This window comes from Mesorhizobium sp. CA5 (assembly GCF_020165105.1).
GTDB lineage: Bacteria > Pseudomonadota > Alphaproteobacteria > Rhizobiales > Rhizobiaceae > Mesorhizobium.
This window is the reverse complement of sequence record NZ_JAIUHJ010000004.1, coordinates 1-13601: the sequence shown is the minus strand read 5'-3', so window position 1 is coordinate 13601 and position 13601 is coordinate 1. Positions and strand designations below refer to the sequence as shown.

The following is a 13601-nucleotide window of genomic DNA, read 5'->3' as shown; positions in this document are numbered from 1 at the left end:
TTAGGCACCCTAGTATTTTCCATTTTTTTTTGAAAGTCATCGCGCACCTCGCCTCTTTTCGTTTGCGCGCCAGACCGTAAAGTCGCTCTCATCGGCAGGGACGAGTGCAATGATGGATTTCGCGATTTTCTGGGACTGGCTGAGCTTCGCGGTCCGCTGGCTGCATGTCATCACCGGCATCGCCTGGATCGGCTCATCCTTCTATTTCGTCGCGCTCGACCTCGGCCTGCGCCAGCGGCCCGGCCTGCCCGCCGGCGCCTTCGGCGAGGAGTGGCAGGTGCATGGCGGCGGCTTCTACCACATCCAGAAATATCTGGTGGCGCCGGCCGAGATGCCGGAGCACCTCACCTGGTTCAAATGGGAATCCTACGCCACCTGGCTGTCGGGCTTCGCCATGCTCTGCGTGGTCTATTACGCCGGGGCCGATCTCTTCCTGATCGATCCCAACGTGCTCAACATCTCGGTGCCGGCCGGCATCCTCTTGTCGCTGGCCACCATCGGCGTCGGCTGGATCGTCTACGACCTGCTCTGCCGCTCGCCGCTCGGCAAAAGCGACGCCGGGCTGATGCTGGTGCTCTATTGCGTGCTGGTGTTCATCGCCTGGGGGCTGACGCATCTTTTCACCGGCCGCGCCGCCTTCCTGCATCTTGGCGCCATCACCGCCACCATCATGTCGGCCAATGTCTTCATGGTCATCATCCCCAACCAGAAGATCGTCGTCGCCGACCTGATCGCCGGCCGCAAGCCGGACCCGAAATACGGCAAGATCGCCAAGCAGCGTTCGCTGCACAACAACTACCTGACCTTGCCGGTCCTGTTCCTGATGCTGTCGAACCACTACCCGCTGGCCTTCGGCACTGAGTTCAACTGGGTCATCGCTTCGCTGGTCTTCATCATCGGCGTTTTGATCCGGCACTATTTCAACACCGTGCATGCAAGGAAGGGCAACCCGACCTGGACCTGGCTGGGCGCCGCCGTGCTGTTCATGATCATCATCTGGCTGTCGACCGTGCCGAAGGTGCTGACCGGCGAGCCCAAGATCTCCGCCGCATCCGCTGCAGCGCAGGCCTACATCGCCTCGGCGCATTTCCCGGCCGTGCGCGACACCGTGCTTGGCCGCTGCTCGATGTGCCATACGGAGGAGCCGGTCTATGAAGGCATCTACCATGCGCCGAAGGGCGTGCTGCTCGACACTGATGAGCGCATCGCCGAGCATGCGCGCGAGATCTACATTCAGGCCGGCCGGGCGCATGCCATGCCGCCCGCCAACGTCACCCAGATAACCGACCAGGAACGGGCCCTTCTGGTCGCCTGGTTCGAAGGCGCCGGAAAGTAAGCATGACAGCGAAAATTCTGCGCGGCCGCACGCTCTCCTTCCTGCACTGGCCCGAAGCGATCGACGACCATTCCGCCTGGCGCTATGAGGAGGATGGCGGTCTGCTGATCGAGAACGGCAGGATCGTCGCCGCCGGCTCCTATGCGGAGGTCTTGAAGAAGGCGGCTGCCGGTGTCGAGACGATCGACCATCGTCCGCATCTCATCCTGCCGGGCTTCCTCGACGCGCATGTCCATGTGCCGCAGATGCAGATCATCGCCTCCTATGGCGCCGAGCTGCTCGACTGGCTGAACAAATACACCTTTCCGGAAGAGTCGAAATTCCAGAACGCCCAACACGGGCGCCGCATCGCCAGGGTCTTCCTCGACGAGATGCTGCGCCAGGGCACGACGACCGTCGTCGCCTATTGTTCGGTGCACAAGTCTTCGGCAGAGGCTTTCTTCGCCGAGTCGCATGAGCGAAATATGCTCAACATTGCCGGCAAGGTGATGATGGACCGCAATGCGCCCGACGGCGTGCTCGACACGCCGCAGACCGGCTATGACGATACGAAGGCGCTGATCGCCGAATGGCACGGCAAGGGCCGCCAGCTCTATGCCATCACGCCACGCTTCGCCATCACCTCTACGCCCGAGCAGATGGAGATGGCCGGCGTGCTCTGCCGTGAGCATCCCGATCTCCACATGCAGACGCATCTGTCGGAAAACCACGCCGAGATCGCCTTCACCCAGGAGCTCTATCCCTGGTCGCGCGACTACACCGACGTTTATGAGCATTACGGCTTGCTCGGCAAGAAGAGCCTGTTCGGCCACTGCATCCACCTGTCGGAGCGCGAGGCGGACGCGCTGTCACGGTCGGGTTCGGTCGCGGTGTTCTGCCCGACATCCAATCTCTTCCTCGGCTCCGGCCTGTTCGACTACCAGCGTTACCGCCGGCGCGAGAAGCCGCTCAGGATAGCCGCAGCCACCGATGTCGGCGGCGGCACCAACTATTCGATGCTGCGCACCATGGATGAAGGCTACAAGGTGATCGCGCTGAACGGCGAGAAGCTGAACCCCTTCCAGTCCTTCTGGCAGCTGACGCGCGGCAATGCAGAGGCGCTGTCCGTGGCCGACAAGGTCGGCACGCTGGAAGAAGGCACCGATGCCGACATCGTAGTGCTCGACGCCCACGCGACGCCGGGCATGCGGCTCAGGATGGAGACTGTGGAGACGCTGGCGGAAGAGCTCTTCCTGCTGCAGACGCTGGGCGACGATCGTGCCGTGCGCGAGGTCTATGTGGCAGGCCGGCCGGCGAAGAGCGCGATTGTGGCGGGATAAGTCCCGACAATGGGGTAGATCTTCGAGTAGGGCAAGATGATGACTGCGCCTGGTTGCCAAGTGGTTCCCCCACTCCGTCGCCGCTTCGCGGCGCCACCTCTCCCCCCTCCGGAGGGAGAGGAAAGGGGCCAACTGGAAAGGCGCCAGCTTGAATCGCTTCGCGCCTTTCCTCTCCCCCGTCGATCGGGGGAGAGGTGTCGAGCGAAGCTCGACGGAGTGGGGGTCGACCCTGGCGCGTCTGCGACGAATGCTTGACCAGACAGAGCTTGTCGTACAAACGACGGTGGGATTTCGGAGAAAGAGACATGGCCATCGCCGACGACATCGCTCTGATCAAGAAACAGGAAGCCACGCTGGTCTTTCCGGCCTTCGATGAGGCTGTCGCCTTCAAGATCGGTTCTGACATCAGGGACCGGGCGCTGAAGGAAGATCTTCCGATCATCGTCGACATCAGGACTTTCGACCGGCCGCTCTTCTATGCGGCCATGCCGGGTTCCAACGCGTCAAATCCCGATTGGGCGCGGCGCAAGATCAATGTCGTAAGGCGCTATCTCAGAAGCACCTATCGCCTGGTGCTTGAGCAGCAGCGCCCGGACCGCACGTTCAAGGTCGGCGAAGCGCTCGACATTGCCGATTATGTGCTCGCCGGCGGCGGCTTTCCGGTCACGGTGAAGGGCGCCGGCGTCATCGGCGTCATCGCCGTCTCGGGCCTGCCCGAGCGCGAGGATCATGGCGTCGTAGTCGACGCGCTTTGCGCGCATCTTGGCATCGATGCGAGCGGGCTCGCGCTGCCGCCGGAACAAAAATGACCGACCCGAAAAGCTTCCTCACCTCGATCTTCGACGCCGCCGTCGCCGCCGCCGACCCGGAAAAGACGATCCGCAATCATTTGCCGGCGAAGCCGAAGGGTCGCACCGTCGTCATTGGCGCGGGAAAAGGCTCGGCGCAAATGGCGGCGGCCTTCGAGAAGGTCTGGGATGGTCCCATCGATGGCCTAGTCGTCACCCGCTACGGCTATGGCGCCAGATGCGAGCGCATCGAGATCATCGAGGCGGCGCACCCGGTGCCGGATGCCGCTGGCCTCGAGGCGTCGCGCCGCTTGCTGGAGAAGGTGCGGGGTCTGACCGCTGACGATCTTGTGGTGGCGCTGATTTCCGGCGGCGGTTCGGCCTTGCTGCCGTCGCCGGCTCCCGGGCTGACGCTTGCCGATGAGATCGCCGTCAATGAAGCGCTGCTTGCCTCCGGCGCGCCGATCGCGGCGATGAACACCATCCGCAAGCATGTCTCGACCATCAAGGGCGGGCGCCTGGCCGCCGCTGCCCATCCTGCGAGGATGGTGTCGCTGGTCGTCTCCGATATCCCGGGCGACAATCCGGCACTGGTCGCATCGGGACCGACCGTTCCCGACACCGGCAGCCGCGCGGATGCGCTGGCCTCGATCGCGGCCTATGGCATAAAGCTGCCGGCCTCGGTCATGGCGCATATCCAGTCGCCGGCAGCCGACGCGCCGAGTCCAGACGATCCGCGCTTTGCTGGCAACGAGGTGCACCTGACCGCCTCGGCCGGCGTCTCTCTGGAAGCCGCCGCCGCCGAGGCTGAGCGGCAAGGCATTCAGGCCGTCATCCTGTCGGACGCGATCGAGGGCGAAGCGCGTGAGGTCGGCGGCGTGCACGCCGCGATCGCGCGCGAGGTGGCGACGCGCAATCGTCCCTTCAAGAAGCCAGTGCTTATCCTCTCGGGCGGCGAAACGACCGTGACGTTGCGGGCAAAAGGCAAGGGCGGCCGCAATTCGGAATTCCTGCTCGCTTTCGCCATCGGCATCGACGGCGTGAACGGCATCGATGCCTTGGCCGCCGACACCGACGGCATCGACGGCTCGGAGAACAATGCCGGCGCCTTCGCCAACGGCTCGACCGTGGCGCGCATGCGCGCGGCAGGCGTCGACGCCAAGGCGATGCTCGCCGGCAACAATGCCTGGACGGCCTTCAATGCGGTCGGAGATTTGTTCGTCCCGGGGCCGACCGGCACGAATGTGAATGATCTGAGGGCGATTCTGGTGAGGTAGCGCGATAAGCGCTGACGTCGTCATTCCAGGGCGAAGCAGGAGCGAAGCTCCGTCGCGAAGACCCTGCAATCCATTCCGTGACGTCGGGCAAGGAATGTAGCGGAGCAGAATTCTGAACCGTTGCGGCGCATCGAAGTCGCGGAATGGATCCTCGGGTCTGCGCGCGTCGCTTCGCTCCTTGCTCCGCCCGTGGATGACGAAGCGATAGGCGCTTCGGCTAATCTCCAACGCCGCAGAGCCGTTCAAAAGCGCACGCCCACCGGTCCCTCGGGTGCGTAGAACGATCAAGCAGCCATCAGCCCTTTCACCTTCCGCATATCCTGCAAAAACCGGTCCCTCTCCGCCTCCTTGTCCTCATGATCGCGGATGCGCAGGATGAAGGAGGGGTGGATGGTCACAAACACGCGCAAGCCATCCTCGCGCTCGATCACATCGCCGCGCATCTTGGTGATCGGCACGGCCTTGCCGAGCAGCGACTGCGCCGCCGTCGCGCCGAGCGCCACCACGAGGTTCGGCTTGACGAGGTCGAGCTCCTTGTCCAGCCACCAGCGGCAGGCCTGGATTTCTCCGGCATTGGGCTTGGAATGGATGCGCCGCTTGCCGCGCGGCTCGAATTTGAAGTGTTTGACCGCATTGGTCACATAGACCTTGCGGCGATCGATTTCGGCGTCGTCCAGGATGCTGTCGAATATTCTACCGGCCGGGCCGACAAATGGTTTGCCGGCCAGATCCTCCTGATCGCCTGGCTGTTCGCCGACGAAGACCACGTCCGCGCTCTCCGGTCCTTCGCCGAACACGGTCTGCGTTGCGTCATGCCAAAGCGGGCAGCGGCGGCAGCCTTTCGCCTCTTCGCGCAACTCCGGAATATCTTCGGCTTCAGGCGCCACCACATCGGCCGGCTCGGGCGTCGGCCAATGCTTGGCCTTCACCTTGGCATGGCGCGGTACTGGGGTGGTTGGCATCCGGTCGATCATCTCTGACGCGGCTCTGTCTGCTCCTGCTGTCAAATCTGGAATGAGCGAGGCCGCGGGAAGGTTCCGCCAATATTTTCTTCGGCATCTCCTGCCGTTGGCAAAACGTGATCGCCGCGCCTGTCGGGCCCTGTGCTCAAACCTCATGCAGGTAGAGATGATAGTCCAGCTCGCTGACGGTGCGTGCCACGCGCAGATATTCCGCCTGCTTGATCGCCACGAAGGTTCGGTGCAGGTCGGGGCCGAGCGCCGACTTCAGGAAATCGGAGCCTCTGGCCGCTTCGATTGCGGCGCGCCAGTCGGCGGGCATGCTCGATTTCTCCGTTGCCTGTTCATAGCCGTTCCCGGTCGTCTCGAGGCCAGGGTCCAGACCCTCGTCCAGGCCCTTGACGATGCCGGCCAGCACCGTTGCGGCGACAAGGTACGGATTCGCGTCTACGCCCGACGGCCGGTGCTCGATGCGGCGGTTCCTGGCGTCGCCCGCCGGCACGCGCAGCGCCACCGAGCGGTTGTTGACGCCCCAACTGGGCGCCACGGGGGCATAGGATTGCGAGACGAAGCGGCGCCATGAATTGGCGTGCGGCGCAAACACCAGCATGGATTCCGCCATGGTGTGGATGAGGCCGCCAAGCGCGTTGAGCAGGCTTAGCGACCACTTCTCGCCGGCTGCCTCGGTGAAGACGTTGCGGCCGCCATCGTCCTGCAGCGAGACATGGAAATGCATGCCCGATCCGGCATAGGCCTCGATGGGCTTGGCCATGAAGCAGGCGGTCACGCCGTGCCGCCGCGCCTGCGCCCGTACCAGCCGCTTCAGCATGACGAGATCGTCGGCCGCCCGCATCACGTCCTTGCGGTAGTTGAGCGTCAGTTCGTACTGGCCGGGCGCGTATTCGGAGATCACCGTCTCGGCTGGAATGCCTTGCGCCCTCGCGGCGGCGTAGATGTCGGAAAACAGCGGCTCCATGCCATGCAGATGGTCGACCGAATAGACCTCGGTCTTGGCCGAGCGGCGGCCGTCGAGCACCGCGCGGGCAGGCTGAACCTTGCCATCCGCGTCGCGCTCATTGGACAGCAGGAAAAACTCAAGCTCGAAGGCGCCGGCCGGATGCAGGCCGCGTGCCGCCAGCAATTCCACCTGCCTTGCCAGCACCAGCCGCGGGTCGGAGGTCATCGGCTGGCCGTCGAGGTGGTGCATCGACATCAGCACCTGGCCGCGCGGCGGGTTGGTGCCGAAGAGCGGAACCAGCGTGCCGGGGATCGGCCATGCCCTGAGATCGCCGTCGCCGGTGTCCCACACCAGTCCGGTTTCGTGCACATCCTCGCCGGTGATGTCGAGGCCGAGGATCGAGATCGGCAGATGCCGGCCGTTCTCGAAAATGCCCATCAGCTCGTGCCGGCGCACGATCTTGCCGCGGCCGATGCCGTTGGCGTCGGTGAGCACGATGTCGAACGCCTCGATCTCGGGATGCGCGTCGAGAAACGCCTTCGCCTCGGCGGGAGTCGAGCCGGAAGGAGAGGTGGTAGCGGCGTTCAGATTGTCCATCGCCGCTTTTCTCACGCCGCAAGCTTGCCCGCAACCGCGGCGAAGGCGGCGATCAGTCGGCTCACTTGCGCCGAAGTCGTTGCCGGTGAGATCAGCATCATGTTGTGGAACGGCGCGATCAGCACGCCGCGATTGACCAGCGCGACATGGATGGCGGCTTCGAGCTCCGGCGCATGCGCTTGTTCCGCCTCGCCACCGTTCCCAAGCGGTCCGGGCGCGCAGATGAACTCGACGCGGGCGCCGACCCGCGCGACATGCCAGGGCAGCTTGTTTCGCTGAATGACGGCGGAGAGCCCCGCATCGAGGCGGCGCGCCAGCCGGTCCATATGGGCGTAGGCTGCCTCCGTCATCACCTCTTCCAGCGTGGCGCGCATCGCCGCGAATTGCAGCGGGTTCGCCGACAGCGTGGTGCCCATGCCGGAATAGCCAGGCTCCTTGGTCTGGTTGTAGGCGCCATAGCGCGTGGCGACCTCCTCGCTCATGCCCCAGATGCTCGCCGGCACGCCGCCGGCCACCGGCTTGCCGAGCACGAACAGGTCCGGCTCCAGCCCGTGCTTGCGCGTATAACCGCCCGGCCCCGTCGAAATGGTGTGCGTCTCGTCGATCAGCAGCAGCGTGCCGGCCGCGCGGGTCAGGCGCCGCAGCGCGTCGTGGAAACCGGGTTCCGGCAGCACCATGCAGGAATTGGTCAGCACCGGCTCAGTGATGACGCAGGCGACGTCGCGGGCCGCAAGCGCTGCCTCGAGCGCGGCAATGTCGTTGAACTCGACGATCTTGGTCGCTCGCGTCAGGTCGCGGAATTCGCCGGCCAACCCAGGCCGGTTGACCGGTTTGCCGTCGATCAGCCGCACCATCGTCTCGTCGACCGAGCCATGATAGCAGCCGTTGAAGACCAGGATCTTCTCGCGCCCGGTCACCGCGCGGGCGACGCGCAGCGCAAAGCGGTTGGCGTCGGTGGCGGTGGTGGCGATCTGCCAGTAGGGCAGGCCGAAGCGCTGCTGAAGCAGTGGGCCGATCGCCAGCGCATCCTCGCTTGGCAGCATATAAGTCAGACCCCGAGCGGCCTGCCGGCGGATCGCGCGGGCGACCGCCGGCGGCGAATGGCCGAGCATCGAGCCGGTGTCGCCAAGGCAGAAATCGTCGAGCCTATTGCCGTCAATGTCGGTGATGGTAGCGCCCTTGGCGCCGTCGACCAGGATCGGGAACGGCGTCGGCCAGTCGCTTATCCAGTGCATCGGCACCCCGCCGAGGAAACCGGCAATGCCGTTGCCGAGCTTCGCCTCGGATTTCGGCCGCGCCTTGCGGAACGCGGCCGCCTCCGTCTCGCGCAATTCGGCGATGCGGGCGACGTCGATGCCGCCCATGGAAGTCCGGTCGATTGAATGCATGAAGCCCCCTCAGGCAGTAGGCAGTAGGGCAGTAGGGCAGTAGGGCAGTAGGGCAGTAGGGCAGTAGGGCAGTAGGGCAGTAGGGTGGCTTTCAAGCGCTATTCCCCTACTCCCTTACTGCCCTACTGCCTTACTCCCCTTAAGCCGTGATATCGATCACGCCGCAGTCGCCGGCGGCGCTTCCGAAGACGATGCGGCGTTCTTCCTTGTCCCACATCATCGACGTGATGGCGCCCGTGCCGGGGCGGCGCAGCAGCACTTCCTTGGCGTCGGCGAAGCGCGCCGCAATCACCATGCCGTCCTCATAGCCGATGGCCGTGACATCTTGGCTGGGATGGCAGGCAACACAGGTCACCATGGTATTGCCGCGCGTGCCGAGCTCCAGCGGCGCCTTGCCCATCGGTCCGTCTTTGCTGGCGAACGGCCACACGATCGCTGCCGGCGCGCCGGAGCTCGCCAGCCATTTGCCCTTCACGCTCCAGGAAAGGCTCTTCACCTTGCCCGGATAGCCCGACATGCGCATGTGTTTGCCGTCGGCAAGCTTCCAGCCATGCAGCGCGTTCTCCTGCATGGTGGTGACGAGGAAGGCGCCGTCCGGTGAAAAGGTGATGCCGGTATGGGCGCCTGCCCATTCGAGCTCCACCGGCTTGCCCTCGGCCGCCGGGAAATGCAGCGTCGCGCCATTGTAGCGGGCGACGCCGAAACGCATGCCCTTGGGCGAGAAGGCCAATCCCTCCACCGAACGCGGATGGGCAAATTCTTTGATCTTGCCGTCGGCGAAACGCACGAAGGCGGTCTTGCCCGAGGCATAGGCGATCGCGCCCTGCGGCCCGGCGCTGACGCTGGTGATCCACTTTTTGCCGGCGCTGGCCAGCTCGCTCACCTCGCCGCCGGCCTTCACGGCAAACACCTTGCCATCCTCGCCGCCGGTGATCAGCCGGTCATTGGCCGCGTCATGGAAGGCGGCGAGCAGGCCGTCATTGGCCCGCACCGTCTTGTGCCCGTTATCCAACCGGTGGATTGAACCGTCGGCGAGCGCGAAATGCGGCACGTCGTTCAAGAAGACGGCGGCAACGCAATGGCCTTCGAGATCAAGCGGGGCGACTGTGGGCATGCAAACGATCCGTTCGAGATAGCCGGCGCGGCTAGATGTGGCTCCTCCTTCTCCCCTTGTGGGAGAAGGTGGATTGGCGCGCAGCGCCAAGACGGATGAGGGGTGTTGGACGGATTGCCGTCCTTGCCAAGCTGGAGCACCCCTCATCCGACCTCGCTTCGCGAGGCCACCTTCTCCCACAAGGGGAGAAGGACGAAGGGGCAGCGCTAGCGCCTGAAAGTCAGGAAATCAAGCCGCCTGGCAGGCCTCAAAACTCTTCCTGAGCCGATCGGCGTCGAGATCGCGGCCGATGAAGACCAGCCGGCTTTCGTGTTTTTCGCCATCCTTCCAGGCGCGCTGGTGGTCGCCTTCGAGGATCATGTGCACGCCCTGCAGCACATAGCGGTCCTCGTCGCCCTTCAGCGCGATGATGCCCTTCAGCCGTAGGATGTTCGGTCCTTCCATCTGGGTCACCTTCTCGATCCAGGGAAAGAATTTCTTGGGGTCCATCTCGCCGCCGCGCAGCGACACCGACTTCACCGTCACGTCATGGATGTCGGAAGCATGGTCGTGATGGTGATGATCGTGACCGTCATGATCATGATGATGGTCATGGTCATGGTCATGGTCGTGCGCGTCGAGGAAATGCGGATCGTTCTCCAACGCCCGCGACAGGTCGAAGGCGCCGCGGTCGAGCACTTCGTCAAGCGCCACGCCGGAACGCTGCGTGCGATGGATTTTTGCCGCCGGGTTGATGGCGCGGATCGTCGCCTCGACCTTTTCGAGCTCGTCCGGCGTGACGAGGTCGGTCTTGTTCAGCACCACCACGTCGGCGAACGCGATCTGGTCCTCGGCTTCCTTGGAATCCTTCAGGCGCAGCGGCAGGTGCTTGGCGTCGACCAGCGCCACCACCGCGTCGAGCTTGGTCTTGGTGCGCACGTCGTCGTCCATGAAGAAGGTCTGCGCCACCGGCACCGGGTCGGCAAGACCCGTGGTCTCGACGACGATGGCGTCGAAGCGGCCCGGGCGTTTCATCAGGCCTTCGACCACGCGGATCAGGTCGCCGCGCACCGTGCAGCAGACACAGCCATTGTTCATCTCGTAGATTTCCTCGTCGGACTCGACGATCAGGTCGTTGTCGATGCCGATCTCGCCGAACTCGTTGACGATGACGGCGTAACGCTTGCCGTGGCTCTCCGACAGGATGCGGTTGAGCAGCGTCGTCTTGCCCGCGCCGAGATAGCCGGTGAGAACGGTTACGGGGATTTGCGTCTGTGCGTCGCTCATGGTTGCCTCGAAAATCCTGGATTGTCGGCCTGATATAGGATGGGTGTCGAGCTTTTGCACGCGCCAAACCGATGGGCCAGGCCGACCCTCCAAGCGGAGCGGCGCCACGCACGGATCGGCGGCGGCCGAGGCAGGCCAGACGCAGGAGCCGCTCGGGCGCCCAAAGCGCCTTCATCAGCGTCCGCTGTGAATCTCGCCGGTGCAAAAGTCGTTTGTCATCTAACTGAAATAAACATCTGGCATCACCTGCGCGGGCACCGCAATGCTTGCCGGCAAAGCGTTCCGCAAGCCGGACTCTTTAAATCGTCATTTGCCAGCCGTCGGACAGCCTCTATGCTTGTCCGCGCCGGTTCGGCCGAAGAGGGAACGACCATGGCCAAGGCGGACAAGACAGCGACAATGAGCCGGCTGCATTCGGCGGCAAGGCTGGCGCGTACAGCGCTCGCCGCGCGGCTTCTGGCGCACGGCTTTTATGCCGGCCAGGACCAGATCATGCTGGCGCTCGACCGCGAGGACGGCCAGACCCCCGGCAACCTCGCCGGCCGGCTCGGCGTGCGCCCGCCGACCATCACCAAGACCATCAACCGGCTGCAGGCGCAGGGCTTTCTGGAAAAGCGCGCCTCCAACGCCGATGCCCGCCAGGCCCATATCTTCCTCACCGAGTCCGGCCGTGAAACCATCCGCGCCATCGAGAAGTCGGTCAAGAAGACCGAGAAACAGGCGCTGAGAGGCCTCGACAAGAAGGACCAGAAGGCGCTGTTCAAGCTGCTCGCCCGCATCGAGGCGAATCTATCGAACGAAGATCTGGTGCTGATCGACGATGACGCGGAGTTGGATGAAGCGTGACGCGTGAGCGTCATCGCTCAACCGCGAGACGTTCCCATTAACGAGCGACGCAAAGCGTCGTCTCGAGCTAAGCGCGATGCGTAGCATCGTCGCTCCACACGCCATCTAAGCAACGGCTTAGCGGAAAGGCGACGATGCTGCGCATCGCGCCTGAGCGACGATGCTGCGCGTCGCGCTTACGCGTCGCGCACCAGCGCTGCCCAGCGACCCGGCGTCATGCCGAATGCCTTCTTGAAATGCCGGTTGAAATGGCTCTGGTCGCTGAAGCCGGCGCCGGCGGCGATCTCCGCCAGCGACTCGCCCTCGACGATCATGCGCCGCGCCTTTTGCAGCCGGCGCATCAACAGGAAGCGGTGCGGGCTGGTCGAATAGGTGGCGCGAAAATGGCGCGACAACGCGTAGCGATCGAGGCCGGTGACGGCCTCCAGCTCATCGGAGCGCACCGGTCGCTCGGCATTCTCCTCCAGATAGTCGCGGGCAAGCGCGGCGGCGCGCCATGCGGTCTTGCCCGTTGACTTTGCCGGCTGCCCGGCATGGCGTTTGAGGTGTTGCGCCAGCTGCGCAACGAAATCTGCCACGAACAGGTCGCCGAGTGCCTCGTCCAGCGGTGCCAGCGCCGACAACAACGTGTCGCGCAAGCGAGGATCGTCGACCACGGCGTCGCGAACGAAAGGCAGCGGCTCGCCATCGAGGCAGTCGAGCAGCAGGGACGGCTCCAGATACAGGATCCTGTAGCGCAGGCCGTCTTCCGTGCCGGCGCCGCCATCGTGCAATTCGTCTGGATGCAGCACGATCGCCTGGCCGGGCAGGCTGTGTTGCAGCGCGCCGCGATAATGGAAGCGCTGCACCCCGTTCAGCGTCACGCCGATGGCATAGGTGTCGTGCCGGTGCAGCTCGAAGGCGTTGCCATGGAAGCGCGCCTCGATGCGTTCGAGACCCGAGCCGCCCGGAGCCGAAACGATGCGATCGCCGTTGGCCGCATCCGCGCACGAACGTTCAAGACCTTCCTTCGCTTCTTCGCTTAGAGCCTGCGCCATCGCCTGTCCCGCCCGTCACGGGCCGTCTCGGAGTCTCAATCTTGGTGTTCGATACAAAAATTGCAATTGTTCTGAGAGAGGACCTGCCGGTGTGGCAGAAGCTCAACGTCACCGCGTTCCTGACCAGCGGCATCGTTGCGCAGTTCCCCGAAATCATCGGCGAGGCTTACCGTGATCGTGCCGGCAACCTCTACAACCCGATGTCGATCCAGCCGGTCATTGTCTTGTCGGCCGATGCGGCGACGCTGGGTACGATTCACCGCCGGGCATTGGAACGCGGCGTGACGACATCCGCCTATGTCGAGGAGATGTTTTCGACCGGGCACGACGTCGCCAACCGCGCCGTCTTCGCCGAATTCGCCCCGAACGACGCCAAGGTCGTCGGCATCGCCATGCGCGGCGAGAAAAAGCTCGTCGACAAGATCACTAAGGGCGCGCGCATGCATGGATGAATTATGCCATCTTGAACCGTCGAGATTGGCAGCGAACTCACCAACTTCGTCATCCACGGGCGGAGCGGGAGCGAAGCGGACGCGGAGACCCGAGGATCCATTCCGTGATTTTGATCGTAGGGTGCTGCGGAGCAGAATTCTGCACCGTCGCAACGCGTCGCAGTCACGGAATGGCAACTGTGTTCATGCGAATGCGGTTTTGTCGCGAATGATAGCGTTGAGGACGACCAGGAGCTTCCTTGCGACGGCGATGATAGCGAGCTT

Annotated in this window: 12 protein-coding genes; 6 read left to right on the top strand and 6 right to left on the bottom strand. The window is 64.2% G+C overall.

What is annotated here, in order from left to right; all coding sequences use genetic code 11:
* Positions 1 to 109: 109 nt before the first annotated feature.
* The 4 genes from LB529_RS06715 to LB529_RS06700 all read left to right on the top strand — a co-directional run bounded on the left by LB529_RS06715 (position 110) and on the right by LB529_RS06700 (position 4720).
* Positions 110 to 1336, top strand: coding sequence for a urate hydroxylase PuuD (locus LB529_RS06715; protein ID WP_224710608.1), 1227 nt, complete (start codon positions 110 to 112; stop codon positions 1334 to 1336).
* A gap of 2 nt (positions 1337 to 1338) precedes the next feature.
* Positions 1339 to 2655, top strand: coding sequence for a guanine deaminase (guaD, locus tag LB529_RS06710; protein WP_224710607.1), 1317 nt, complete (start codon positions 1339 to 1341; stop codon positions 2653 to 2655).
* A gap of 305 nt (positions 2656 to 2960) precedes the next feature.
* Entirely contained in the window at positions 2961 to 3464 is a 504-nt protein-coding gene (locus tag LB529_RS06705; RefSeq protein WP_224710606.1) for a heme-degrading domain-containing protein, read from the top strand.
* Positions 3461 to 4720: a glycerate kinase gene (locus tag LB529_RS06700; protein WP_224710605.1), complete on the top strand. Its 1260-nt coding sequence runs from the start codon at positions 3461 to 3463 to the stop codon at positions 4718 to 4720. The genes LB529_RS06705 and LB529_RS06700 overlap by 4 nt, the downstream gene beginning before the upstream one ends.
* Before the next feature lie 284 nt (positions 4721 to 5004).
* On the opposite strand, the gene LB529_RS06695 is transcribed toward LB529_RS06700, so the two are convergent.
* The 5 genes from LB529_RS06695 to LB529_RS06675 all read right to left on the bottom strand — a co-directional run bounded on the left by LB529_RS06695 (position 5005) and on the right by LB529_RS06675 (position 11002).
* Positions 5005 to 5838, bottom strand: coding sequence for a UdgX family uracil-DNA binding protein (locus LB529_RS06695; protein ID WP_224710604.1), 834 nt, complete (start codon positions 5836 to 5838; stop codon positions 5005 to 5007).
* On the bottom strand, positions 5828 to 7234 hold the full coding sequence (locus tag LB529_RS06690; protein WP_224532614.1) for a glutamine synthetase family protein: 1407 nt from the start codon (positions 7232 to 7234) through the stop codon (positions 5828 to 5830). Before LB529_RS06690 ends, LB529_RS06695 begins: the two co-directional genes overlap by 11 nt.
* Before the next feature lie 11 nt (positions 7235 to 7245).
* Complete coding sequence (locus LB529_RS06685; protein ID WP_224710603.1) at positions 7246 to 8622, bottom strand: aspartate aminotransferase family protein; 1377 nt, start codon at positions 8620 to 8622, stop codon at positions 7246 to 7248.
* A gap of 139 nt (positions 8623 to 8761) precedes the next feature.
* Positions 8762 to 9736 (bottom strand): WD40 repeat domain-containing protein, encoded by a 975-nt coding sequence (locus tag LB529_RS06680; protein WP_224710602.1) that lies wholly within the window; start codon positions 9734 to 9736, stop codon positions 8762 to 8764.
* 228 nt (positions 9737 to 9964) lie between these two features.
* Positions 9965 to 11002, bottom strand: a complete 1038-nt coding sequence (locus tag LB529_RS06675) for a CobW family GTP-binding protein (protein ID WP_224629032.1) — start codon at positions 11000 to 11002, stop codon at positions 9965 to 9967.
* 372 nt (positions 11003 to 11374) lie between these two features.
* On the opposite strand from LB529_RS06675, the gene LB529_RS06670 reads away from it, so the two are divergent.
* A complete protein-coding gene (locus tag LB529_RS06670; protein WP_027169177.1) occupies positions 11375 to 11848 on the top strand; it encodes a MarR family winged helix-turn-helix transcriptional regulator in 474 nt (157 codons plus the stop codon).
* Positions 11849 to 12024: 176 nt separating this feature from the next.
* On the opposite strand, the gene LB529_RS06665 is transcribed toward LB529_RS06670, so the two are convergent.
* Positions 12025 to 12885 carry an AraC family transcriptional regulator gene (locus tag LB529_RS06665; RefSeq protein WP_224710601.1) on the bottom strand — a complete coding sequence of 287 codons (861 nt, stop codon included), beginning with the start codon at positions 12883 to 12885 and terminating at the stop codon, positions 12025 to 12027.
* A 44-nt stretch (positions 12886 to 12929) separates the two neighbouring features.
* Here LB529_RS06665 and LB529_RS06660 point away from each other — a divergent pair, with 44 nt between their 5' ends.
* Positions 12930 to 13337, top strand: coding sequence for a DUF2000 family protein (locus LB529_RS06660; RefSeq protein WP_224710600.1), 408 nt, complete (start codon positions 12930 to 12932; stop codon positions 13335 to 13337).
* The last annotated feature ends 264 nt before the right edge of the window (positions 13338 to 13601 follow it).